The organism is Pacificitalea manganoxidans (genome assembly GCF_002504165.1).
Lineage (GTDB): Bacteria > Pseudomonadota > Alphaproteobacteria > Rhodobacterales > Rhodobacteraceae > Pacificitalea > Pacificitalea manganoxidans.
This window is the reverse complement of record NZ_CP021404.1, coordinates 1,512,534-1,536,719: the sequence shown is the minus strand read 5'-3', so window position 1 is coordinate 1,536,719 and position 24,186 is coordinate 1,512,534. Positions and strand designations below refer to the sequence as shown.

Annotated in this window: 16 protein-coding genes; 8 read left to right on the top strand and 8 right to left on the bottom strand. The window is 65.3% G+C overall.

The features are described from left to right. Positions 1-9: 9 nt before the first annotated feature. From CBW24_RS07010 to CBW24_RS06995, 4 genes are read right to left on the bottom strand one after another with little or no spacing between them, the layout of a single operon-like run. The gene (locus CBW24_RS07010; protein WP_097373112.1) at positions 10-1,056 is read right to left on the bottom strand and encodes a phosphotransferase family protein; all 1,047 of its coding nucleotides are present in this window, start codon (positions 1,054-1,056) and stop codon (positions 10-12) included. Next, positions 1,056-2,639: an AMP-binding protein gene (locus CBW24_RS07005; protein WP_097373111.1), complete on the bottom strand. Its 1,584-nt coding sequence runs from the start codon at positions 2,637-2,639 to the stop codon at positions 1,056-1,058. Before CBW24_RS07005 ends, CBW24_RS07010 begins: the two co-directional genes overlap by 1 nt. A gap of 45 nt (positions 2,640-2,684) precedes the next feature. Further along, positions 2,685-3,893, bottom strand: a complete 1,209-nt coding sequence (locus CBW24_RS07000) for an acyl-CoA dehydrogenase family protein (protein WP_097373110.1) — start codon at positions 3,891-3,893, stop codon at positions 2,685-2,687. Between the two features lie 10 nt (positions 3,894-3,903). Next, positions 3,904-4,683, bottom strand: a complete 780-nt coding sequence (locus CBW24_RS06995; protein WP_232530248.1) for an SDR family NAD(P)-dependent oxidoreductase — start codon at positions 4,681-4,683, stop codon at positions 3,904-3,906. Positions 4,684-4,805: 122 nt separating this feature from the next. Between CBW24_RS06995 and CBW24_RS06990 the strand changes: the two genes are divergently transcribed. From CBW24_RS06990 to CBW24_RS06970, 5 genes are all read left to right on the top strand, one after another. Continuing rightward, positions 4,806-5,522: a TetR/AcrR family transcriptional regulator gene (locus CBW24_RS06990; protein ID WP_097373108.1), complete on the top strand. Its 717-nt coding sequence runs from the start codon at positions 4,806-4,808 to the stop codon at positions 5,520-5,522. 91 nt (positions 5,523-5,613) lie between these two features. After that, positions 5,614-6,795, top strand: coding sequence for a beta-ketothiolase BktB (gene bktB, locus CBW24_RS06985; protein WP_097373107.1), 1,182 nt, complete (start codon positions 5,614-5,616; stop codon positions 6,793-6,795). 208 nt (positions 6,796-7,003) lie between these two features. Then, positions 7,004-7,606: a ricin-type beta-trefoil lectin domain protein gene (locus CBW24_RS06980; RefSeq protein ID WP_157773112.1), complete on the top strand. Its 603-nt coding sequence runs from the start codon at positions 7,004-7,006 to the stop codon at positions 7,604-7,606. A 4-nt stretch (positions 7,607-7,610) separates the two neighbouring features. Then, the gene (locus tag CBW24_RS06975; RefSeq protein ID WP_097373105.1) at positions 7,611-8,777 is read left to right on the top strand and encodes an efflux RND transporter periplasmic adaptor subunit; all 1,167 of its coding nucleotides are present in this window, start codon (positions 7,611-7,613) and stop codon (positions 8,775-8,777) included. Continuing rightward, complete coding sequence (locus CBW24_RS06970; protein ID WP_097373104.1) at positions 8,774-11,857, top strand: efflux RND transporter permease subunit; 3,084 nt, start codon at positions 8,774-8,776, stop codon at positions 11,855-11,857. Before CBW24_RS06975 ends, CBW24_RS06970 begins: the two co-directional genes overlap by 4 nt. 251 nt (positions 11,858-12,108) lie before the next feature. Here CBW24_RS06970 and CBW24_RS06965 read toward each other — a convergent pair whose 3' ends face one another. After that, a complete protein-coding gene (locus tag CBW24_RS06965; protein ID WP_157773110.1) occupies positions 12,109-12,561 on the bottom strand; it encodes a c-type cytochrome in 453 nt (150 codons plus the stop codon). Positions 12,562-12,707: 146 nt separating this feature from the next. Beyond that, positions 12,708-13,346 (bottom strand): ParA family partition ATPase, encoded by a 639-nt coding sequence (parA, locus tag CBW24_RS06960; RefSeq protein ID WP_088664378.1) that lies wholly within the window; start codon positions 13,344-13,346, stop codon positions 12,708-12,710. A gap of 255 nt (positions 13,347-13,601) precedes the next feature. On the opposite strand from parA, the gene CBW24_RS06955 reads away from it, so the two are divergent. Both CBW24_RS06955 and CBW24_RS06950 read left to right on the top strand, forming a co-directional pair. Next, positions 13,602-15,392, top strand: coding sequence for an autotransporter assembly complex protein TamA (locus CBW24_RS06955; RefSeq protein ID WP_097373102.1), 1,791 nt, complete (start codon positions 13,602-13,604; stop codon positions 15,390-15,392). After that, a complete protein-coding gene (locus CBW24_RS06950) occupies positions 15,392-19,834 on the top strand; it encodes a translocation/assembly module TamB domain-containing protein (RefSeq protein ID WP_097373101.1) in 4,443 nt (1,480 codons plus the stop codon). Before CBW24_RS06955 ends, CBW24_RS06950 begins: the two co-directional genes overlap by 1 nt. Before the next feature lie 508 nt (positions 19,835-20,342). Here CBW24_RS06950 and CBW24_RS06945 read toward each other — a convergent pair. Further along, on the bottom strand, positions 20,343-22,172 hold the full coding sequence (locus CBW24_RS06945; protein WP_088664381.1) for an ABC transporter ATP-binding protein: 1,830 nt from the start codon (positions 22,170-22,172) through the stop codon (positions 20,343-20,345). 125 nt (positions 22,173-22,297) lie between these two features. Then, the gene (gene uraH / locus CBW24_RS06940; protein WP_088664382.1) at positions 22,298-22,651 is read right to left on the bottom strand and encodes a hydroxyisourate hydrolase; all 354 of its coding nucleotides are present in this window, start codon (positions 22,649-22,651) and stop codon (positions 22,298-22,300) included. A gap of 115 nt (positions 22,652-22,766) precedes the next feature. Here uraH and puuE point away from each other — a divergent pair, with 115 nt between their 5' ends. After that, a complete protein-coding gene (puuE, locus tag CBW24_RS06935) occupies positions 22,767-24,185 on the top strand; it encodes an allantoinase PuuE (RefSeq protein WP_097373100.1) in 1,419 nt (472 codons plus the stop codon). Position 24,186 lies beyond the last annotated feature (1 nt).

Sequence of the window (24,186 nt, the reverse complement as noted above, 5' to 3'; positions counted from 1 at the left end):
GGTCTTGGCCTATCGGCTCGGATCTGCCTCATGTGTCGGATCGAGACCGGCGGCCTCAACGGCGCGGATGGCGAAGCGCTCGGCCAGCGGGCCCAATTCTGCCGCCTCGTCCGAGGCGGCGTTGCCCGCGCCCGCACGATCAGCGATGCCTACGAAAATCACGGCAAAACGGAAAAGCGCGAAGGCCAGATGAAAGCGGGTCAGGTCCGCCGTCGGGCGCGCATGGGCGTGGTAATGCGCCACGAATTCGGCGCGCGTGGGAATGCCCAGCGCCGCCCTGTCGAGCCCCAGAATGCCGCCATATTCGTCGGGCGCGGTCTGCCAAGGCATCACGCAGAAGCCTAGATCCGCCAGCGGATGGCCCAGCGTCGACAGTTCCCAGTCGAGCACCGCAATGACCCGCGGCTCGGTGGGGTGGAACATCATGTTGCCCAGCCGGAAATCCCCATGCGCAATGGACACCGCACCGTCATCGGCGGGCATGTTGGCGGGCAGCCAATCCACCATCTGGTCGAGCGCAGGAATGCGCGGACCGGGCGAGTCGGCATATTGCGCGCTCCACCGTTTTAGCTGCCGCTCGAAATAGCCGCCGGGCCGGCCATAATCGCTCAGCCCCACCGCGTCGGGACGCACCGCATGAAGCCGGGCCAGCGTTTCGGCCATGGACAGATACATCGCCCGCCGGTCCTCAGCGCTCAGACCGGGCAACGCGCAGTCCGAAAAGACACGCCCGTCGAGCCGCTCCATCACATAGAAGGGCGTGCCCAGAACCCAGGCATCCTCCTCCAGCATCAGCGCGCGGGGCACGGGGACGTTCGTGTCTTCCAGCGCGCGGAGCACCCGAAACTCCCGCTCGATGGCGTGAGCGCCGGGCAGGATCGCCCCCGCAGGCTTGCGCCGAAGCACCAGCCGCCGCGGACCCCAAGTCACGAAATAGGTGGGGTTGGACTGCCCGCCGCTGATCGGCTCGCACGTCAATTCGGCGTCCGCGCCGCCATCGTCGGGAAACTGGCGGCTCAGCCAGTCGCGCAACGCCGCAGTATCAAGGCTGCTCATCAGGTCACCATTTTCTTGGCGGTTTCCCGCAACAGGAATTTCTGGATCTTGCCCGTGGCTGTTTTCGGCAGTTCACCGAAGACGAAGCGACGGGGCCGTTTGAAGCCGGACAGATACCCGCGGCAGAACACCTCCAAATCGGCCTCGGTCAGGCTGGCGCCCTTGCGCGGCTCCACAAAGGCCCAAGGCGTCTCGCCCCATTTGTCATGCGGCACGGCGACCACGGCGGCCAGCAGCACGTCGGGATGTTTGTGCAGCACGGTCTCAACCTCGATGCTCGAGATGTTCTCGCCGCCCGAGATGACCACATCCTTGGCCCGGTCGCGGATCTCTATCTGGCCGTCGGGGTGGCGCACGGCCAGATCGCCGGTGTGCAGATGACCGCCTGCGAAACTGGCCTCGGTCGCCTCGGCGTCGCGGAAATACCCAGCCATCACCGTGTTGCCGCGCAGGACGATCTCGCCCTCCGTCACGCCGTCGCGGGGCACTTCGTTGCCCGCCTCGTCGACAACGGCGATGCCGCCGGTCGTGGTGTGCCGGTAGCCCTGTCGCGCCAGCAGCGCCGCGCGGGCCTCGACGGTGCCGGGCGCGTCTTCTCCGGGGTCGTTGAACGTGGCGGGGCCGTAGCTTTCGGTCAGACCGTAGCCATGCACGAGGTCAAAGCCGCGCTCCTCCATCCCTGCCAGCAGGGTGGGCGTCGGGGCGGCGCCGCCGGTCGTCACCTTGACCCGGTGCGCAGGCCCGCTGCCACCATGATCGAGGATCATGTATAAAACCACCGGCGCACAGCACATGTGAGTGACACGATGTCGGTCAATCAGACTAAGGATCGGCGCTGGCTCGACCTGCTCCAAACAGACATGCAGACCACCGGCTGCGGTGACGCCCCATGTGTGACACCAGCCGTTGCAATGAAACATCGGCAGCGTCCAAAGGTAGCTGGTCGCCGTGGTGTATCCCAGCGACAGGACATTGCCGATCGCGTTCAGATAGGCGCCGCGATGGGTGCAGATCACCCCCTTGGGGCGGCCTGTCGTGCCCGATGTGTAGTTGAGCGAAATGGCTTGGGTTTCGGACAGGACATTGTCCGCCCAGTCGAACACCGGCACCGGCCCGTGGAACAGATCGAGGCCGCCCTCCTCTGCCGCTGGTTGCCCCGGCGCGTCGCAGAGCCGGGTGACCGGCACACGCGCCTCCGCAAGCGCCCCGGCGGTCCGGGTCTCGCACAGCACAAGTGTGCTGCCGGCATGATCGAGGATATAGGCGATCTCCTCCGCCGAGAGCCGCGTGTTCAACGTATTGAGCACCGCGCCCAGCGCCGGGACCGCGAAATGCGCGGCCAGCATTTCGGGGCGATTGGTCAGCATGACCGACACCACGTCACCGCGCCCCACGCCCTGCGCGCGCAGCCAGTCGGCCATGCGCGCCACCAGCGCGCCGAATTCGGCATAGGTCCAGATATGATCGTGCCACGCCACGGCGGGACGTTGGCCATGCACCTCGATGGTGCGGTCCAACAGATCGAGCGGCGTCAGGGGCCGGAAATTCGCGGCACGAGCCGCAAGATGCAGGTCTTCGAACATGTTCGGCACCTCCTCATGCCTTGATGTTTTACTGAATTGCCGAAATCAGCTGCTGGCGACCTCCCAGTTCCAGAAGTCCCGGTGCTCCTTGCTCAGGAACCGCTCCAAGACCATTTTGTGGACCTCGTCCGCGCCATCGACCAAGCGCGCCTGCCGGGCATATCGGTAGATCCATTCAAGCGGGGTGTCGGTGGAATAGCCGCGGGCGCCGTTGATCTGGATGCCGGTATCAGCGGCCTGATGCAGCAGGTTAGCGACGTGCACCTTGGCCATCGAGACCTCCTTGCGCGCATAGCTTCCCTGATCGAGCGCCCACGCTGCCTTCATCACCAGAAGCCGCCCGATCTCGATCTTCATGGCCAGATCGCCCAGCATCTGGCGGATGCTCTCGCGCTCGATCAGGCGCTCGCCAAAGGCATAGCGATGCGCGGCGTAGTCCTGCGCAATCTCGACCGAGCGTTTGGACAGGCCCAGCCAGCGCATGCAATGGGTCAGCCGCGCCGGACCCAGACGCATCTGCGTGACCTTAAGGCCCAGCCCCTCGCCCAGCAGCACGTTGTCGGCATCGACCTCCAGCCCGTCGAAAACCAGCTCGCAATGGCCGCCATGCTCTTCGGGACCCATGATCGGGATGCGCCGGTCGATGTGCCAGCCGGGCTGGTCCCGGTCGAAAAGGAAGGCCGTAAGCCCCCGTCGCGGATCGTCGGAGGTGCGCGCCATCAGGATGAAATGCTGCGCCGACTCCGCACCGGTGATGAACCATTTGCGCCCGGTGATGACGTATTTATCGCCCTTCCGCTCGGCCTTGGTCAGCATCATCGACGGATCGGAGCCCGAGCCCGGACCCGGCTCGGTCATCGCGAAAGCCGAGCGCACACGCCCGTCGACGATGGGCGCAAGCCAGCGCGCCTTCTGCGCATCGGTCGCGGCCTGTTCCAGCACCATCATATTGCCGTCGTCCGGGGCGGCGGAGTTAAAAACCACCGGCCCGAAAATCGAGCGGTTCATTTCCTCGTAGCAGACCGCCATCCCGACCTTGCCCAGCCCCTTGCCGCCAGTCTCGGGCTTGAGCTGCAAACACCACAGACCCGCCGCCTTGGCCTTATCGCGCAGCGTTCCCAGCAGCGTCTCATCGATGTTTCCATGGGCGTCATAGGCGCTGCGGTCGGCCTCGTGAGGAATGATCTCATCCTCGACAAAGCGGGCAATACGGGTGCGGTAGTCCTCAATCTCGGGGGAAATCGCGAAATCCATGGGGCGTTCCTTAAAGTGAAGTGACCAGATGGCCGCCGTCGACCACCAGCTCCGAGCCGGTCATGAACCGGCTGTGATCCGAGGCCAGCAGCAGCAGCGGCGCAGATAGATCCTCCATCTGGCCCAAGCGGCGGATGGGGATGCGGCGCACCAGCTTCTGGCCTGCCTCGGTTGCGAAAAAGTCGCGGTTGATGTCGGTTTCGATGTAGCCGGGGCAGATCGCGTTGACGCGGATGTCGTGGCGGGCCCATTCCAGCGCGTTGGCGCGGGTCAGCTGCACCACCGCTGCCTTGGCCGCGGCATAGGCCGACAGTCCACCCGCCACGCGCTTGCCCAGAATAGAGGCGATGTTGATGATGCTGCCGCCCCGCTGCGCGGCGACCATCGCCCGCGCCGCCGCCTGCGACACCAGAAAGACACCGGTCAGATCGGTGTCGATCACCTGCCGCCAGTCCTGCTCCGGCGTGTCCAGCGCGGGACCGTTGAAGGCGATGCCCGCATTGTTCACGACGATGTCGAAGCAACGCCCCTCGAAAGCCTCGGCCACCGACGCCGCATCGGTCACGTCAAGACGCAGAGCCTCGGCCTCACCACCGCTGGCGTTGATCTCCTCGGCGAGCGTCGCGACCTTTTCGGCACGCCGGGCAGCCACGGCCACCCGCGCCCCATGACCGGCAAGACACCGGGCGAAATGCACGCCCAAGCCGGACGACGCGCCGGTTACCAAAGCGGTGCGGCCAGCAAGGTCAAACCCCACCTGCGCCGCCGATTGCGGATTTAGTCCCGTCACGATCGCCTCCATTTTTCGAACGAGCGCTCGATATATTTGTTGCACGGTTCCTCTGGTGCTGGCAAGAGTTTCATTGCAGTCTGCAAGCGATTTCGCTCGCCTTCAGCAGGAGACATGTCAGCATGACAACCGCCGGGACCCATCTGCCCACGACCGAAGACCTCTGCCGGTCGGTGCTTGAGAACAACCGCGACAGCATCTCGATCCAGAAGCCCGAGTTTGCGGTGCGTAAGCTTGCGCTGATCCTGAACGCGGCGCTGGATCTGTCGAATAAGAAGGGGTTTCAGGCCATGAGCCTGCGCGACCTGTCGCGGGCGTCGGGGGTCAGCATGGGCGGGCTCTATTCGTATTTCGACAGCAAGGACACGCTGCTGAAAATGATCCTCTCCGAGGTCACCGGCGCGGTCGAGGCCGCCTTGGGCGAGCCGCCAGCCGAGGTGCGGCAATCCCCACGCGACCACCTGTTATGGCTGATCGACACCCATATTCGCCTGACCGAGGCGATGCTGCCGTGGTTCACCTTTTCCTTTATGGAGGCCAAAAACTTCCCCGCCGCCGAGCGCAAACTGGCCATCGACAGTGAGGAACTGACCGAAGGCTATTTCGCCGAGGTTCTCGCCCGGGGTCAGCAGGATGGCAGCTTCTCGGCGGATATGCCGCCGCTGATGGCCGCGCTGACCAAACCGCTGCTGCAGGACTGGTATGTCAAGCGCGCCAAGTATCGTCGACGCAAGGTCGACATCGATAGCTACATCGCGATGGTTCAGGGCATCGTCCTCGCGGCCTGCGGTGCGGCGGCGCAAACCACCGCTGACAAGGCCGAAAGCGGCGCCGCCTGATACCGGGAAACACCAGATCACACCCACGGATGCCGCGGCACACCGCCTTCCTGCGGGCCACTCCGACATTCGAGACCAGAAGGAAGATCCCATGACCAAATCGGTAGTCATCGCCTCAGGCGTCCGCACCGCGATCGGCGATGCCGGTGGCGCGCTGGCCAGCGTCAGCCCCTGCGACCTTGGCGCCGCTGTGGCGCGGGAGGCGATCTCCCGCGCGGGGATCGAGGCGGGGGATATCGGGCAAACCGTGTTCGGCAACGTCATCCACACCGCGCCCGAGGACATGTATCTGTCCCGCGTCGTGGCCATGCGCGCCGGTGTGCCGGAAACCGCGCCCGCGCTGACGCTCAACCGGCTATGCGGCTCAGGGCTACAGGCCGTTGTCAGCGCCGCCGAGCAGATCCTGCTGGGCAATTGCGACATCGCGCTGGCTGGCGGCGCCGAAAGCATGAGCCGCGCCGGTCACCTGCTGACCCAGTCGCGTCGGGGCCAGAAGATGGGCGACGTGGTGGCGACCGACATGATGCTGGGCGCGCTCACCGATCCGTTCGGCAACGGCCACATGGGCGTCACCGCCGAGAACATCGCCAAGCGCGGCAATATCAACCGCGCCGCGCAGGATGCGTTTGCCGTCGAATCCCACCGCCGCGCCGCTCGCGCCATCGCAGAGGGCCGGTTCAAGGGCCAGATTCTGCCAATGACCGTTCGCCAAGGCCGCACGGAGGTGACATTCGACACGGACGAACATGTGCGGCCGGGCCTGACCGACGCCGATCTTGCCAAGCTGCGCCCGGTCTTCGCCAAGGACGGCTCGGTTACCGCCGGAAACGCCTCGGGGATCAACGACGGCGCGGCAGCGCTGGTGTTGATGGAGGCCGAGACCGCCACGGCGCGCGGCATCACCCCGCTGGCCCGGATCGTCGCCTATGGCTTGGGCGGCGTCGCTCCCGAAGTGATGGGACTGGGCCCCGTGCCGGCCTCCCGTCAGGCGCTGGAGCGCGCCGGTCTGCAGGTGAGCGATCTCGACGTGATCGAATCGAACGAGGCCTTCGCCGCGCAGGCATGTGCCGTCAGTGCTGACCTCGATCTTCCCACCAACAAGGTGAACCCCAACGGCGGCGCGGTAGCACTTGGCCATCCTGTCGGCGCCTCGGGCGCAATCATCCTCACCAAGCTGCTCTACGAACTGGAGCGCATAGGCGGGCGCTACGGCCTTGCGACCATGTGTATCGGCGGCGGCCAAGGGATCGCCGTGATCGTCGAACGGGGGTGACCGCCCCCACCCCGCAGATGCGGCGAGTGGACTGACCCGCCGATAATCCGGCATGCTGCAACGCTAGGCAGACGCAGACGGGCTAGCCCCTCCCCCCCGCCATCCATCATCCCAATGTCGCTAGAAATATTACCGCCCCCCTGCGCGTTATTGCGTGGGGCGGGCGGATAGCCGCAAAATGGTCATGTCACTTCAGGAGTTGAATGCCATGACCCCCTATAATTTTGCAGCAACCGCCAAGGCTCGGATCGCCCCCGCCGGACTCGCCGCGCTCGCAGGTCTTCTCCTGCCTCAGTCTGTGCTGGCGGAAAGCCCGGTCATTCAGACCGAAGGGCCGATCATTCACCTTGCCGACAATCTTGACGAATCTGCAGGGCTCGGCTGGTGCATCGATACCGAAGGCCGCGGCGAAAGCGACGCACTTCATGCGCATTCGTGCAAGCCGACCGGCGATGATGTGCTGTTCTCCTACGCACCGGACATTGGGCGCATCGAATCAGCAACTTACGCGGGCAAGTGCATGGCATATTCCGCGCGCGACGACGCCGAAAACCCGTTTGGTCTGGTGCCCTGCGACGACAGCGATCCGAACCAGCAGTTTTCCTACGACCCCGAGAGCGGTCAGATTCATCTGGGCGCAGAGGCCGCGCAATGTGTGACCGTCAGCGCCGCTATCGACGACGCCGGGCCCTACCAATCGCGGGATTTACTCTTGGCGGCCTGTGACGAACTCGACCCAAGCTTCAAGACGTGGATTATTCGCGACGGAACGGATCTGTCGTCGCGTATAAGGCCCATTCAGGAGCAGTGAAAACGTGAAAAAAATTAGTGTCGCCCTCCTCTCGCTGGTCGTTCTGGCCGGTGCCTATGCAATCGCTTTTGGCGTGCCTGCACAGGTTGCGCAGCTGTGGGGCGGCGCTCCGTCCGAGCAAACCGACGCCGCGCCACGCGGCGGCGCCGGGGGCCCCGGTGGTCCCGGCGGCGGGCCCGGAGGGCCCGGTGGACCCCGTGGGCAGGGGCGGACGACGACGGTCGTGCTCGCCCCGCTTGAGGCGCGCGCCTATACGCAGGAGCTGCGCACCGTCGGAAGTGCCGTGTCGCTGCGTCGGGCCGAGGTCGTCGCGACCGAGGCGGGCGAAGTTGTCGAGGCCGCGTTGCAGGCCAACAAGCTGGTCGAGAAAGGCGACGTTCTGCTGCGTCTGGACGACCGCTCCGAACGACTGGCGCTGGAAATCGCGGAGGCCAATCGCGATCAGGCGCAAGCGACCGTAACCCGCTACCAAGGGTTGCATCAGAATGGCAGCGCCGTCGTCACGGATGTGGCGTTGTCCGAGGCGCTGGTGGAACTGCGGCTGGCGGAGGCGAATGTCGGGCTGGCCGAGGTCGCCTTGGAAAACCGCACCGTGGTCGCGCCGATTTCCGGACGACTGGGGCTGAGCGACGTGCAGGTCGGGGATCAGCTGTCCACCGGCGATACGATCGTCACCGTGGATGACACCACGACGTTGCTGGCAACGTTCGAAATGCCGGAACGCTCCATCGGTCTTCTCTCCGAGGGCAAGCCGGTGCTGGTGACGACGCCGACCTATACCGGGCGCGTGTTCGAAGGCACCATCACGGCGTTCGACAGCCGTTTGGACAGCGTGACCCGCAGCGCGACCGTGCAGGCCGAAATCGACAATGCCGAAGGTTTACTGCTGTCGGGCATGACATTCGCAATTCGCATGAACGAAGATACCGACCCGCTGCCGATGGTGCCCTCTACCGCGATCACATGGGACCGGTCCGGCGCAGGCATCTGGGTCGCGGATGAGGGACAGACGGCACGTGTGCCCGTGACCATCCGCTACCGCGACGGGGATCAGGTCTGGCTTGAAACCGAGGCCCCCGTGGGCGCGCAGATCGTGACCGAGGGCGCGGCAAAGCTGCGCGAGGGCGCGCAGGTCACCACGGCGGATGCCGCCCGGGGTTCTGGCGCATGAGCTTTGAGAAACGCGCGCATAAGGCCGGGTTCGCGGATACATTCGTGGCGCGCCCGATCTTCGGGATTGTGCTGAACCTTCTGATTATCATTGCCGGTCTTGCGGCGCTGACAAGCGTCGACATCCGCGAAATGCCCGATGTGGATCAGCCCGTGCTGTCGGTCCGCACCACCTATGACGGGGCGGTGGCAAGCACGGTCGACACCGAAGTCACGCAGGTGCTGGAAGATGCGCTCAGCGCGCTCGAAGGCATGTCCTATATCGAGTCGACCTCCAGCGCGGAATCGAGCCGCATCACCATCGACCTGTCCGATGGCACCGATGTAGACGTCGCCGCCAACGAAGCGCGCGAGATCGTGTCGAACACCCTGCGCTCCCTGCCCGACGATATCGACGACCCGACTGTAAGCAAAAGCGATAGCAACGCCGACGCGATCATCCGTCTGGCGCTGCTGGGGAACGCCAGCTTCAATGAACTGACCCAGCTTGCCGAAGGCGCGGTGTATGAGCGCCTGTCACTGATCGATGGCATCGCCGAGGTGACCGTGCGGGGCAATCGCGCCAATGAATTCCGTGTCGCGGCGAACCTGCCTTCGTTGTTGAGCCGGGGCCTGACCGTGTTCGATGTGTCCACCGCGCTCGCTCAGCTGCGCGATGATACCGCGTTGGGCTCGCTGTCGACGGATTCGCAAACCCTGTCGCTGCGGGTCGGCAACGACGAGGTCACCGTAGACACCATCAACCAGCTGCCGGTCAATGAAACCACACGGGTGGCGGATGTCGCCTTTGTTCAGCTGATCCCCGAAGACGCGAGCGTCTATACCCGCGTCAACGGCGAAACCGCCGTCAGCCTCGACATCACGCGGCAATCGGTCGGCAACACGCTGGAGATTTCCCGCGACGTCGGCGTCGCTGTGGAAGAACTGCGCAGCCAATTGCCCGAAGGCGTGCAGCTTCTGGTGACCTCCGATGACGGTATTTTCATCGAAGGGTCGATCAACGAGGTGGTGAAATCGATCCTGATGGCCACCGTCATCGTGGTTGCGGTGATCTTCCTGTTCCTGCGCTCCCCGCGCGCGACGCTGATCCCGGCGGTCACGATCCCCGTGGCCCTGATCGGCACGCTGGCCGCGATCTGGCTTACCGGCTTTTCGGTCAACACCATCAGCCTTCTGGCGCTGGTTCTGGCGACGGGGATGGTTGTGGATGACGCCATCGTCGTGATCGAAAACATCGTCCGCAAACGCAAATCCGGCATGGGCGCCTTCGCCGCCGCCGCCGCAGGCACGAACGAAGTATTCTTTGCCGTGATTTCGACCACCGCCACCCTTGCGGCGGTGTTCATCCCGATCTCCTTCCTGCCGGGTCAGGCGGGCGGCGTGTTTTCGGAGTTCGGCTTCGTGCTGGCCTTTGCGGTCACGCTGTCGTCGATCACCGCACTGACGCTCGCGCCGGTTCTGGCGGCCCTGCTCGATCCGGGGAAATCACAGGCCAAAGCGGTAGAAACCAAACCCGGCGCGCTTGCCCGCGGCTTTGATACGGTGATGGATTTCGCCATCCGCACGCCGCTGCTCGTGCTTTCGGTCGCCATCGGCTTTGCCATGATCGCCATCGGTGCGGCGGCGACGCTGCCCTCCACCATCACCCCGGAAGAAGATCGCGGGTTTTTCCTGGTGCAGGCGCGCGGCGCATCGGACACCGCTATCGACTACCTCGATTCCCAGGTTGTGCTGGTAGAAGAAATCCTCGCGCCCTATCTCCAATCCGGCCAGATCGCCGCGGTGCAGAGCATCATTGGCATCGGCGGCGGCACCAGCGCCTTTATCGTGGTGCGCCTGCCCGACTGGGCCGAGCGTGACTTTACCCAGCAGGAACTGATTGCGCAGATCAGCGGTCAACTGGCGTCGGTGCCGGGCGTTCAGGTCAGTGCGCGATCCACCAACAGCCTCAATATCCGTGGCGCAGGCGGCGGTTTGGGGCTGGCGGTCACGGGCACCAATCTGGCCAACATGACCGACGCCGCCGACAGCCTGATCGCGGCCATGTCGCAGGACGACACGTTCCTCAATCCGCAATTGTCGAACAACAGTGTCGATGCCCAACTGGAAGTCTCGGTCGACACAGCCGCCGCCAGCGACATGGGCCTCGACAGCACCGATGTCACGCAACTCGTGCGCGCGATGGTGCTGGGCGACGTCGCGGTCAGCGTCTTTTCTGACGATGTCGAGGTTGACGTCAACGTCCTGCCCGGCGGCCCGCCGATCGACGATCCGTCGGACATTGCCTCGCTCTCCATCCGTCTGCCCAGCGGCGCCTATATCCCGCTATCGGCGGTCGCGTCGTTGGATACGGTGGTCAGCGATGCCCAGATCGAGCGGCTCGGCGGGGGGCTTTCCGTCGCGCTTCAGGCCAATCTGGGCGAGGGCGTCGACCTGTCGACCGCTATGGATCGGGTGCAGGAACTCGCCGATGAGGTTCTGCCCGACGGCATGGGCATCACCTTCACCGGGGAGGCCGCAACGCTGGATGATACCCAAGGCGGAATGTACGCGGTTTTCGGCGTAGCGCTGATTGTCGTGCTGCTGGTGCTGGCGGCTCAATTCGAAAGCTTCGCCAGCGCGGTCGTCATCATGATGACAGTGCCCTTTGGCCTCGCCGCCGCGTTGCTGGCTATTTCTATCACCGGCGGTTCGCTGAACTATTACAGCCAGATCGGTCTGGTGATGCTGATCGGGGTAATGGCCAAAAATGGCATTCTGATCGTCGAATTCGCCAACCAGCTTCGCGAGGCGGGCGAGGACATCGACACCGCCATCCGCAATGCGCTGCGCCTGCGCATCCGACCGGTCATGATGACGATGGTGTCGACCGTCTTTGGCGGCTTGCCCCTGATCCTGACCTCTGGCGCGGGGGCCGAGGCCCGTATCGCCGTGGGCTGGGTGATCGTTGGCGGCCTTGGCTTTGCGACCGTGTTCACCCTGTTCCTGACGCCGCTCTTCTATCGCTGGATCGCGGTTTGGGGCACCGCACCCGGCGCGGCGGCCAAACGGCTGCGGATCGAGACGGAGAGCCTCGCCTGATGGCGGTGGGGCCACTTGGCCCCGCTGACCACGGCAGGCGCAGAACCCGGTTGGCCGCCACAGCCCTGTCGCCCGGCCCCCTACAAGAAAACCCGCGGCGCTGTGACAAGCGACGCGGGTTTTTGATGCGGTGGTTCTGCCGGGGAACGAACCTGCGCCGAGGCATCCAGACCCACGCGAACGCGGCATCGACCATGACAGTCGCGCCGCGCTAATGGCAGACGCCGGGCATTTCGGCCCGACAGACCCGGTTATTTATCGACGCGGTAAGTCTCGTGACAGGCTTTGCAATTTCCGGCCACGTTGCCAAACGCGACTTTCAACTCATCCTGCGAACTGGGCGGGGTTTCCAGCGCGGTGTCGATATCGGCCTGAAACTCGGCCACCTGCTCCTCGAACCCGTCGCGGTCGCTAAAGATCGCAGGGGCGGCTTCGCTTTCGTCGCTCTCAGAGCCGTCGGGGAAATAGGTGGCGAAATCGGCCACGGCTGCCTGCATTTCGCTCAGCGCGGTTTCGGCGGCTGTGGCATCGAACGGGTTGGTGCCGTTCGCCATCTGGGCCAGCGTCTTGGTCGATGCGCCGACGGTCTTCATCGCCTGCTGCCGGGCCTCGATCGGATCCATATGGGCCTCGGCAAGCGCGGCACCTGCCCCAAGGGCAATGACGGATACGGCAAGGATCAGGGAGCGCGGGGAACGGGTCATGGGGGGCCTCATGGCTCGGGGAAAACTTTTTCGACGATGACGTGCCCGTGCCGTTCGGTCAACGCGGGATACGCCCCCTCACGGAGCCGTGTGCCGCGCACGGGGGCGTGCGCCCCCTGCCCGCCCACGCATGACAGGCCGCAAGCTCATGCGTCGAGCCGGTCCCCGATTTCGCCGACCAGCGCGTTGACCTCGGCGGCGGCGGGGCTGTTGCGCCCCCGCTCCGAGACGCCCTGCCCGGTGCCCGCGGCCTCGGCATAGACGACGCGATTGCCGATCACGGTGGTTGCGACCGGGGCCGACAGATCCTGTAGCTTCTGCGCGATCTCTGTCGTCAGGCGGGTGCCGCCTCGGGCGCGGTTCAGCACGACCAGAACGGGACGGCCCGCGCGCTCGGCCAGTTCCAGCACGCTTTCCGTGGCCCATAGATCCACATGAGACGCGGAGACTGGCACCACGACCAGATCGGCCACCCGCAATGCGGGACGCAGATCGGCATCGGCCTTGGGCGGGGTGTCCACGATAACGACATCGTGAGACTTGCGCAGTTTCTCGACCTCGTAGCCCACGCCCCATGCCGACGCGGTGGAAAATTCGATGTCGGGCGCGCCGCCACTGGCCTCCATCCGCGTCATAAACCACCGCCCGAGCGACCCCTGCGGATCGGTGTCGAGAACCGCGACCGAACAGCCCAGCCGCCGATACTCCACCGCGAGGTTGATCGCCAATGTGGTCTTGCCTGAACCGCCCTTTTGCTGGGCGATGGTGATGGTGGTTCCGCGCATGGGGCCCCCTGCTGTTTACACCCCGATCATGACCCAGCGTCAGGGCAGCCACAATGGCCTGTGACGCCCCGGCGTGCCGTTCGACCCGCCGCGCATGGGTGCCGTTGCGGCACGCGCCCCCCGGCACCCGGCGCAAGACATCGCGAATGCGCGAAGTTGTGGCGATTTGCTGCCGCATCCACGTCAACCCGGTGGCAATGCTTTGCCAATGCGTTTACCGATTGGGGCTGTATGTGCCCTCTCAGCGATATTCCGATGCCCCGACTTTCTCCTCTCGTCCTGAGCCTCACACTAAGCACGGCTGCCTTTCCGGCAGCGGCGCTTGACAGTTTTCGCATCGTAGCGCCCGGCGCGAGCGATAATCTGGCGGATAAGCTGGGACGCGCGTCGCTAATCAAGGCCGCGCGGGACGAAGACCGCACCACGCCGCAGGATCTGCTGGCCGCCGCGCGGGCCGATTACCGGGCCTATGTCGGCGCGCTCTACAGCGAGGGTTATTACAACGGCACCGTGAATATTCTGATCGACGGGCGCGAGGCCGCGGATATCCCCCCCTTGGAGCCGCCCGCGCAGATCAGCCGCATCGAGGTGCGCGTCAATCCGGGGCAGACCTTTACCTTTGGCGAAGCGCGCGTGGCGCCCATCGCCCCCGAGACCGACCTGCCCGATGGCTTTGCCCCCGGTGAGCCCGCCTATAGCGAACTGGTCAGCGATGCTGGCAAGGCCGCGGTCAAAGGCTGGCGCGCGGTAGGTTTTGCCAAGGCCGATGTGCCTCAGCAGCAGGTCACCGCGAACCACGCCGCGCGCAGGCTCGATGTGCGGCTGGGCGTCGATCCCGGCCCGCGCCTGACCTTTGGCGAGTTGCGGATCAGCGGCAATAAGCGTGTGCGCACCGAACGTATCCGCGAAATCGCCGGTCTGCCGACGGGCAAGGTGTTCGATCCCGACGAACTCGATCTGGCCTCCGAACGGCTGCGCCGCGCCGGTGCATTCCGCTCCGTGTCGCTGAGCGAGGCCGAGGAGGTCGCGCCGGGCAACGTGCTGCCCATCGACGCCGCGCTGATCGAGGAAAAGCGCCGCCGTCTGGGCTTTGGCGCGGAACTCAGCTCCGTCGACGGGGCCACGCTGTCGACCTACTGGCTACACCGCAATCTTTTGGGCGGGGCGGAGCGGCTGCGCATCGACGGTGAGATTGCCCAGATCGGCGGTGATGAACAGCCCGACTTTACCCTGTCGGCCCGGTTCACGCGCCCGGCCACGTTCCAGACCGATACCGATCTTTACGTTCTGGGCACTCTCGCTCGCGAGCGGGAGCCGAATTACGATTCCGACAGCTTCACCTTCGGGGGGGGCCTGACCCGGATCGTGACGCCGGAATTGACACTGGAAGCAGGCGCACTGTTCCGCACGGCGCATATCGACGATGCCTTTGGCGAGCGCGACTACACCCTGATCGCGTTTCCGATCACCGCCGAATATGACAAACGCAACGATGAGCTGAACCCGACGGGCGGCTATTACATCGACCTTGGCGTGCAGCCATTGCTGGGCCTGTCTGACACGCCGTCGGGCGCGCAGATCACCGCTGACGCGCGGGCCTATTACGGGTTTGGCAAGGATGATCGCGCCGTGGTCGCCGGGCGGCTGCAATTCGGCAGCCTCGTCGGGCCGGACCTGAACGAAGCGCCGCCCGATTACCTGTTCTACGCCGGGGGGGGCGGCTCGGTCCGCGGTTTCCCCTATCAGGAACTGGGCGTCGAGGTGGATGACGAAACCGTCGGCGGGCGCTCCTTCATCGGGGCTTCGGTGGAACTGCGCGGCGGGATCACCGATGCGCTTGGCCTCGTGGGGTTTGTCGACACGGCCTATATCGGTGCCAACAGCTGGATCGATGACGAAGGCTCGTGGATTACCGGCGCGGGCATTGGCGTGCGCTACCAGACCGGGCTGGGCCCGATCCGCTTTGACATCGCCACGCCGGTGTCCGGCGGTGACGACGATATCAGCCCCTATCAGATCTATATCGGCATCGGGCAGGCATTCTGATGAAAGCATTCCGCATCACCGCGGCGCTGATCGCTGGCGCCTGGGCTTTTGTCGGCCCCGAATTGACCCCGGTCGCGCCCGATGGCTGGCAGATCGGCGCGCCGCGCGCGGCGGCACAGGACGCCGAGGACGAAGATCGCGACAAGGGTCTGATCGTCAACTTTCTCGAAGACAACCTGTCGGGTGAGGACCGTTCGGTCATCATCAACGGGTTCTCCGGCGCGCTGTCCTCGACCGTGCGGATGGACGAGTTGATCATCTCGGACGCGGATGGCGCATGGCTGACCCTGCGCGGCGCTGTGCTGGACTGGAACCGCTCCGCCCTGCTGCGGGGCCGGGTCGAGGTGGAGGAACTCTCCGCCGAAGAAATCATCATGCCGCGTCTGCCGCTCCCCGCCGAAAAGCCGGTCGAGACATCGGATGCGCAGGCTTCCGGTTTTTCCCTGCCGGAACTGCCGGTGTCGATCCGCATCGACAAACTCGCCATCGAGCGCGCGGAAATTGGTGAGCCGGTAATCGGGCAGGACGTGGTCGCGACCCTCGCAGGCTCCATGCGGCTGGCCAATGGCGAAGGCGAGGCCGATCTGGACCTGCGCCGCACCGATGGCCGGACCGGGATTTTCTCGGTCCAAGGTGCCTATTCCAATGCCAGCGACGCGCTGACGATCGACGTCGCCCTTGAGGAAGACCCCGGCGGCATCGTCGCCTCGCTGGCTGGCATCCCCGATGAACCTTCGGTCGTGGCCCGCATTCAGGGCGATGGCCCGCTTGACGATTTCAATGCCACCATCGATCTGCAAACCGATGGCGAAGAGCGCCTTGCCGGGTCGGTGGAACTGCGCGGCCAGACCGGCGGCGGACGCGAATTTTCTGTCGATATCGGCGGTGACGTGACCCCGCTGTTCCTGCCGCAATATCAGGATTTCTTTGGCGAAGACGTGCAATTGACCGCGCGCGGCGCCACCGGCCCCGATGGCGGCGTCGATCTGGAACGCTTTGCGCTGACAGCCCGGCGGCTCGATATCGCCGGGGCTTTGGTGATCGGCGGCGACGGTCTGCCCCGCTCGTTCAACATCGAAGGCGCAATCGAAGACACCAGCGGCGATCCGGTTGTGCTGCCCGTCTCCGGCGATCCGCTGCAGATCCAGAACGCCCGCCTGCGCGCCCAGTTCGACGCCGAAAACGGCGATGCGTGGGAAGCGTCGATCACCACGACCGATGTCGTGCGGGGCGATGTCAGCATCGCGCGGCTCGCGCTTGACGGCACCGGCACCATTCAGGCCGACACCACCGAAGAAAGCCCGCGTGGCGTGACTGCGGATTTCCGCTTTGCCGCGACGGGCGTCGACCTGCCCGATGCGGAATTGAGCGCGGCCCTTGGCGCCGATCTGGGCGGCACCGCACAGATCAGCTGGCAGGAGGATGCACCGCTGGTGCTGGAAAGCCTGACGCTTGGCGGCGAGGATCTGACCCTTTCGGCCACCGGGCAGGCGCGCATTGCCGACCGGTCCGTCGCACTGGAAGGCAGCGCCAGCTTCGAGGCCAACAACCTCGCCCGCTACGCACCGCTGATCGGTCAGCCGCTGGAAGGTGCCGTGCGCGCCGATCTGGAAGGCAGCGGCGACGTGCTTGGCGGCATCTTCGATCTGGCACTCGACGTCACCGCGCAGGATCTGGCCGTGGGCATCGCCCAGCTTGACCCGCTGCTGGACGGCGAAACCACGCTGGTCGGGCGCGTATCGCGCGACGAAACCGGACTGCGGATCGACACGATCGATCTGCGCAACCCCGATGTGACTCTTGCCGCCTCCGGGCTGGTCGCGCCCGGTCAGAGCGACGTGACGCTCGACGCGCGGCTTGCCGAAATCGGCGAGGTGCTGGAGCAGTATTCCGGCCCCGTGACCCTGAAAGGTACGGCGCGGGAAGTTGGCGAAAACGCGTTCGACGTCGCGCTGGACCTCACCGGCCCCTATGATCTGGAAGCGCGCGTCGAAGGCCGCATCGCGCCGGAGGATGTCGATGTGGTGCTGGCGGCCTCGCTGCCCGATATCGCCCCGCTGCTGCCCGATCAGGACTATTCCGGCCCGGTCGCGGTGGATGGCCGCGTGACGCAATTGACCGCCAGCCGCTTTGACGTGGATCTGGCCGTCGATGGCCCCTACTCCACCTCCGCCCGTGTCGATGGCGAGGTCGAGATCGGCGCCTCGGATGTCCAGATCACCCTGTTGGTGCCCGATATCGCACCGCTGCTGCCGCAATACGGCTATTCCGGTCCGCTCACCGCCGAAGGCCGGGTGCAGGAACGGGGCGACGGCTCGCTCGATGTCGATCTGGACCTGACCGGCCCCTATAATTCCACCGCCAGTGTCGATGGCGTCGTGCTCGGTGGCGCGACGGATATCGAAGCGCAGCTTGCCGTGCCCGATATATCGCCGGTGGTGCCGGGGTATGCCGGTCCGCTCCAGGCGGCGGGCACGATCCGCGAACTGGACGGCGGGCGTTTTGCCGTCGATCTTGACGCCTCCGGCCCCTATGGCGCGAATGCCAGTGTCGAGGGGGTCGTTCTGGGCGGTGCGACGGATGTCGAAGCGCAGGTTTACCTGCCCGATATCGCGCCGCTCGCGCCCGGCTTCTCCGGCCCGCTGCGGGCCGCTGGCACCATCCGCGAACTGGACGGCGGCCAGTATCAGGTCGATCTCGACGCGACAGGCCCCTATGGCTCCGAAGCAAGCGTCGCCGGTGTCGTTCTGGGAGGCGCAACGGATGTGCAGGCGCGGCTTTCAGTGCCCAATATCGCCCCCTTCGCGCCCGGTCTGTCCGGCCCGCTTACCGTGGCCGGTGACGTGCGCGAGGAAACCGCCGGCCTGTGGGATGTCGATCTGGACCTGACCGGCCCCTATGGCGCGCGCGGCGCGGTGGATGGGGTTGTGGGCTCCGGCGCGTCGGATGTGGCGATTGAACTGTCCTTGCCCAATATCTCCCCCTTTGCGCCGGGTCTGTCCGGCAGCCTCGCCGTTGACGGCACGGTGGCCGAGGTGTCGGGCGGCGGCTGGCGCGTCGCGCTTGACAGTCGCGGCCCCGGCAGCGCGCAGGCGCGGGTCACGGGCAGCATGGCGCAGGATTTCTCCACCGTCGATCTGGATGCCTCCGGCAGTGTGCCGCTGGCCTTGGTGAACCGGGTTCTCGCGCCTCGCAGCCTTGCCGGCACCGCGCAGTTCGACCTGTCGATCAATGGCGCACCGGCTCTGGGTTCCGTCTCCGGGCAGGTCACCACGCGCGGCGCGCAGATGAGCCTGCCCACGCTGGGACAGACGCTCGAAGACATCAACGTCACCGTGCAGCTTGGCGGCGGTCGCGCCACCATCGACGCATTCGCGCGGGCGATGGCGGGCGGGCGGCTCTATGTCGACGGGCCGATCACGCTGTCGGATGGCTACAACGCCGACCTGGCGATCCGTTTGGGCGATCTGGTGCTGGAAGATCCCAACCTTTACCGCACCTCGCTCGATGGGCGGCTGTCGCTGGCCGGGCCGTTGACCGGGGGCGCGGCGATCAGCGGCACCATCGATATCGGCGAAACCGAAATCCGCATCCCCGAAACCGGCTTGGCCTTCTCGACCGACATTCCCGACATCACCCATCTCAACGAGCCTGCAATCGTGCGCGCCACCCGTGCACGGGCCGGGCTGATCGGGGATGACAGCGATGGGGACGGCAGCGGCGCTGATGGCGATGGCGGCTCGGACGGGTTTGCGCTGAACGTGCTGATCCGCGCGCCGAACCGGATCTTTATCCGCGGCCGTGGGCTTGATGCCGAACTGGGCGGTGAACTGCGGGTGACCGGCACGACAAGCGACATCATCCCGGTCGGCTCGTTTGAACTGGTGCGCGGGCGGCTCGATCTGCTGGGCAAGCGCTTCACCTTGGACGAAGGCGCGGTGTTCCTGCAAGGCGGGCTGACGCCCTCCATCGCGCTGAGCGCCCGCACGGTGAATGCAGGCTTTACCTCCACGATTGGTATCAGCGGCACCGCGTCCGATCCCGAAATCAGCTTTACCTCCGAGCCTGACCTGCCCGAAGACGAGGTGCTTGCACGTCTGTTCTTTGGCCAGAGCATCGAAAACCTGTCCCCGCTGCAAGCCGCGCAATTGGCCTCTGCCGTGGCGACGCTGGCCGGTCAGGGCAGCGGTGGTTTGCTGACGGAACTGCGGGAAAACATCGGCGTCGACGATCTGGACGTGACCGCGGACGAGGATGGCAACGCCGCGCTACGTGTCGGCAAATACATCTCCGACAATATCTATACGGATGTTACGGCGAATTCGCAGGGCGAGACGACGATCAACCTCAACATCGACCTGACCGATACCGTGACCGTCCGTGGCGGCGCGGGCAGCAACGGGGAAACCAGCCTCGGGATCTTCTTCGAGCGGGATTATTGAGGGCTAGGTCACGCGCTTCGCTGGTTCGGCAGCATGACGGGAGACTGCCCGTGGGATGGCGCTGCGACGGGTGAGCGGTGCGCTTTATGCCCGCCACGTTCCTCCCCGCTCCGAGATCAGCGCAAGGGTGGCGAAGCGCCAGCCCGCCGGAACGGGCAGGCGCTCGCCCATGCGCCTTCGGCTTGTCCATGGGCGGTTGCTCATTTGCTCGGGGGTAGCCTGCCCTTGGGGTGGCGCCGCTACAGATGAGCGGAGCGCTTTATGCCCGCCCCGTTCCTCCCCGATCCGAGGTCAGCGAAAGGTGGCAAAGCGCCATCCCGCCAGAACGGGCAGGCCCTCGCCCCGCGCCTTCGGCTTGTTCGGGGCGGTTGCGCTATAGCACGATGGGAGCCAGCCCGCCCGAACGGGCAGGCCCTCGCCCCGCGCGCTTCGCTTGTTAGCGGGCGGTTGTTCTGTAGCACGGTGGCCCCCAGCACTGAACTCCGCACCCGATCCCGTGGTGCCTTCCCTACACGTCGCGCAGCACGAAATGCCCCGGTGTCACCTCATCGTAGGTCGACGGCGCCGGCTGATAATCCAGCGGAAACACGGGCGAGGGGATCGGTTTGAAGTTCAGTTCGCTTTCGCGCTTCCGTCTGCGGGGGTCCGCAATTGGGACCGCGGACAGCAGGTCACGCGTATAGGGATGACGCGGATCTTCGAAAATCGCGCGGCGCGGGCCGATTTCGACAATCCGGCCCAGATACATTACCGCCGCCTGATGGCTGATCCGCTCCACCACCGCCATGTCATGGCTGATGAACAGCAGCGAAATTCCCAGATCAGCCTGCAGTTCGATAAGCAGGTTCAGCACCTGCGCCTGAATCGACACATCCAGCGCCGAGACCGCCTCATCCGCGACGATCAGCTTTGGGTTCAGCGCCAGCGCCCGCGCAATGGCGATGCGTTGCCGCTGCCCGCCGGACAGCTCATGCGGGAACCGGCGCAGGAAGCTGCGCGGCAGGTCCACCCTGTCAAACAGGTCCGCCACGCGATCCTCGATGGCTGATCCGCGTTCTAGCCCGAAATTGCGGATTGGCTCGGCCACCTGATCCATCAACCGCATCTGCGGATTGAGCGAGCTATAGGGGTCTTGGAATATCATCTGCATGTCGCGCCGGGCCTGACGCATCTCGCGCTCGCTCAGGGCCAGCACATCGGTATCGCCCAGCCGGATCTGCCCGCTATCCGGCTCGATCAGCCGCAGGATCGACCGCCCGGTCGTGGACTTGCCGCATCCCGACTCCCCGACCAGTGACAGCGTTTCACCGGCATTCAGCGTAAACGACACATCTTCCACCGCATGCACTCGCGCCACCGTGCGCCGCAGCAAGCCCCCCTTGACCGCGAAACGGGTCGTCAGGTTGCGCACTTCCAGCAAGGGCTCGCCAGACCCGGCGCGGGGGGGGCGGGCCTCGACCTTGGGTTGGCCCAGCACATTCAGCGGCGCGGGCCGGTCGGTGCCCGCCATTTCGCCCAGCTTGGGCACAGCCGACAGCAGCGCGCGGGTGTAGTCGTGGCTCGGCGCTTCGAAAATCTGCTCGACGGGCCCTTCTTCGACCTTGTTGCCGCGATACATGACCACCACCCGGTCCGCGACCTGTGCCACCACCGCCATGTCATGGGTGATGAACAACACCGCCGTGCCGGTTTCGCGCTTCAGCCGGTCGATCAGGGCGAGGATTTCGGCCTGAATGGTCACATCCAGCGCGGTTGTCGGCTCATCCGCGATCAACAGCCGAGGCTCGCAGGCCAGCGCCATCGCGATCACCACGCGCTGCCGCATGCCGCCCGACAATTCATGCGGATACTGGTTCAGGCGCCGCTCCGGCTCCGGGATGCGCACACGTTGCAGCAGCTCCAGCGCGCGGGCCATCGCGGCCTCCCGGCTCAGCCCCTTATGGACGCGCAGACCTTCGGACAGTTGCCGCCCGATGGTGAAAACCGGGTTCAGGGCGCTCATCGGCTCCTGAAAGATCATCGCGATCTCATTGCCCCGGATCGTGCGCATTAACGCATTGTCGGCGCGCGCCACGTCGATGGTGCTCTCCGCGCTGTCGCCCCGCCGGAAATTCAACTGGCCATTGGCGATGCGGCCACCGCCGAATTCCACCAACCGGATCAACGACAACGAGGAGATCGATTTGCCCGAGCCGCTTTCGCCCACCACGCAGACGGTTTCGCCCGCGCCGATCTCGAACGAGACATCCTCGACGCCCACGACCAGCCCGTCATTGGTGTCGAATTCGACACGCAGGTTTTCGATAGAAACAAGCGGCGTTTGCGGGGTATCGAGCATGATCGGGTTCCCTGTCGGTGACGTCTGGTGGATCAGGTCAGGCTAAGCGCCCTACCCCCGTCGCGCCAAGCGCGGATCGCATCCGCACCGCATTCGCGCCGCAACGGCACAGGCTGCCTGAAATTTCAGCTCCCGCGATAGGTCGAATAGCCGAACGGCGAGAGCAGCAGCGGCACATGGTAATGATCGGCCCGCGACATGCCGAACCGGATCGGAATCTGATCGAGGAAGCGCGGGGTTTCCCCCGGCGCGCCTGTCGCCTCCAGATAAGCCCCGGCATCGAAGATCAGCTCGTAAATACCGGGCGCGAAATCGTCATCGGGCAGGATCGGCCCATCCGTGCGGCCATCTTCGTTGGTCCGCATGCGCGCGATCTCGACCCGCTCCGCCCCGTCGATCCGGTACAGCGTGATCTCGATATTTTCGGCAGGACACCCGCGCGCCGTGTCCAGAACATGGGTGGTCAGATAGCCCGCCATTGTCATCCACCTCCTTTGGGTGTCATCCACCTGCTTGCACTGCCCCCATGAAGGCGGGAAAGTCCCGCTCAGGCAACCCGTGAATACATATTCCCCAAGGGAAGGAACGCAGCACATGGATCGATACGACCGCGACATGCAGGGCTATGGCCAGACCCCGCCGGACCCGCGCTGGCCCGGCGGCGCCAAGATCGCGGTGCAGATCGTGCTGAATTACGAAGAGGGCGGCGAAAACTGCATCCTGCATGGCGATGCCGCGTCCGAGGCGTTTCTGTCCGAAATCGTCGGCGCGCAGCCGTGGCCCGGCCAGCGCCATTGGAATATGGAATCGATTTACGAATACGGCGCACGCGCCGGGTTCTGGCGGCTGCACCGGCTGTTTACCGAAATGGACATTCCGCTCACCATCTACGGCGTCGCGACAGCGCTGGCGCGTAGCCCCGAACAGGTTGCCGCGATGCAGGACGCGGATTGGGAAATCGCGTCTCACGGGCTGAAATGGGTGGAATACAAAGACGCCTCTCCACAGGATGAGGCCGCCGATATGGCCGAGGCGATCCGCCTGCATACCGAGGTGACGGGCACCCGTCCGCGCGGCTGGTATACGGGGCGCTGTTCCCACAACACCGTGCGGCTCGCGGCGGAGGAAGGCGGGTTCGACTATATCTCGGACACCTATGCCGACGACCTGCCCTATTGGATCCGCGAGGGCGACCGTGATCAGCTGATCCTGCCCTATACGCTCGACGCCAATGACATGCGCTTTGCCACGCCGCAGGGCTTCAACACCGGCGAGCATTTCTATCAGTATCTGAAGGACAGCTTCGATGCGCTCTATGCCGAGGGCGAGCGTGGCGCCGCGAAAATGCTGTCCATCGGTCTGCATTGCCGTCTGATCGGGCGACCGGGGCGGATCATGGGGCTGAAACGGTTCCTCGACTATGCCGCCTCGAAACCGGATGTATGGTTCGCGCGGCGGATCGACATCGCCCGGCATTGGGCCGAAACCCACCCCGCGCCGGGGCCGCGCATCAACCCCAGCCAGATGGATGTCGAAAGCTTCACGCGCCGTTTCGGCGGGGTGTTCGAGCATTCGCCGTGGATTGCGGAGCGTGCCCATGCGCTGGAACTGGGCCCCGCGCATGACACCGCCATCGGTGTGCATTCCGCGCTATGCCGGATTTTCCGCCGCGCGAGCGGCGACGAACAGCTGGGCGTGCTGACCGCGCATCCGGATCTGGCGGGCAAACTGGCGCAGGCGCGGGAATTGACCGAAGACAGCACCGCCGAACAGGCCAGCGCCGGGCTGGATGCGCTAACCCCATCGGAAAAGGCCGCGTTCACCGATCTGAATGACCGCTATACCGCCAAATTCGGCTTTCCGTTCATCATCGCGGTGCGCGATCACGACAAGGCCGGGATATTGGCCGCGTTCCAAGACCGGGTTGAAAACGATCGCGCGACCGAATTCGTCGCGGCCTGCCGACAGGTGGAGCGCATCGCCCTGCACCGCCTGCGCGCGATGGAGTTCTAGG

Bases quoted from the DNA above. Each gene is read 5' to 3' on its own strand.
- uraH (WP_088664382.1), bottom strand. From the start codon at position 22,651: ATGGCGGGCTATCTGACCACCCATGTTCTGGACACGGCGCGCGGGTGT.
- parA (WP_088664378.1), bottom strand. From the start codon at position 13,346: ATGCGCGGAACCACCATCACCATCGCCCAGCAAAAGGGCGGTTCAGGC.
- bktB (WP_097373107.1), top strand. From the start codon at position 5,614: ATGACCAAATCGGTAGTCATCGCCTCAGGCGTCCGCACCGCGATCGGC.
- CBW24_RS06970 (WP_097373104.1), top strand. From the start codon at position 8,774: ATGAGCTTTGAGAAACGCGCGCATAAGGCCGGGTTCGCGGATACATTC.
- CBW24_RS06955 (WP_097373102.1), top strand. From the start codon at position 13,602: ATGCCCCGACTTTCTCCTCTCGTCCTGAGCCTCACACTAAGCACGGCT.
- CBW24_RS06980 (WP_157773112.1), top strand. From the start codon at position 7,004: ATGACCCCCTATAATTTTGCAGCAACCGCCAAGGCTCGGATCGCCCCC.
- CBW24_RS07005 (WP_097373111.1), bottom strand. From the start codon at position 2,639: ATGTTCGAAGACCTGCATCTTGCGGCTCGTGCCGCGAATTTCCGGCCC.
- puuE (WP_097373100.1), top strand. From the start codon at position 22,767: ATGGATCGATACGACCGCGACATGCAGGGCTATGGCCAGACCCCGCCG.
- CBW24_RS07000 (WP_097373110.1), bottom strand. From the start codon at position 3,893: ATGGATTTCGCGATTTCCCCCGAGATTGAGGACTACCGCACCCGTATT.
- CBW24_RS06990 (WP_097373108.1), top strand. From the start codon at position 4,806: ATGACAACCGCCGGGACCCATCTGCCCACGACCGAAGACCTCTGCCGG.
- CBW24_RS06945 (WP_088664381.1), bottom strand. From the start codon at position 22,172: ATGCTCGATACCCCGCAAACGCCGCTTGTTTCTATCGAAAACCTGCGT.
- CBW24_RS06950 (WP_097373101.1), top strand. From the start codon at position 15,392: ATGAAAGCATTCCGCATCACCGCGGCGCTGATCGCTGGCGCCTGGGCT.
- CBW24_RS07010 (WP_097373112.1), bottom strand. From the start codon at position 1,056: ATGAGCAGCCTTGATACTGCGGCGTTGCGCGACTGGCTGAGCCGCCAG.
- CBW24_RS06965 (WP_157773110.1), bottom strand. From the start codon at position 12,561: ATGACCCGTTCCCCGCGCTCCCTGATCCTTGCCGTATCCGTCATTGCC.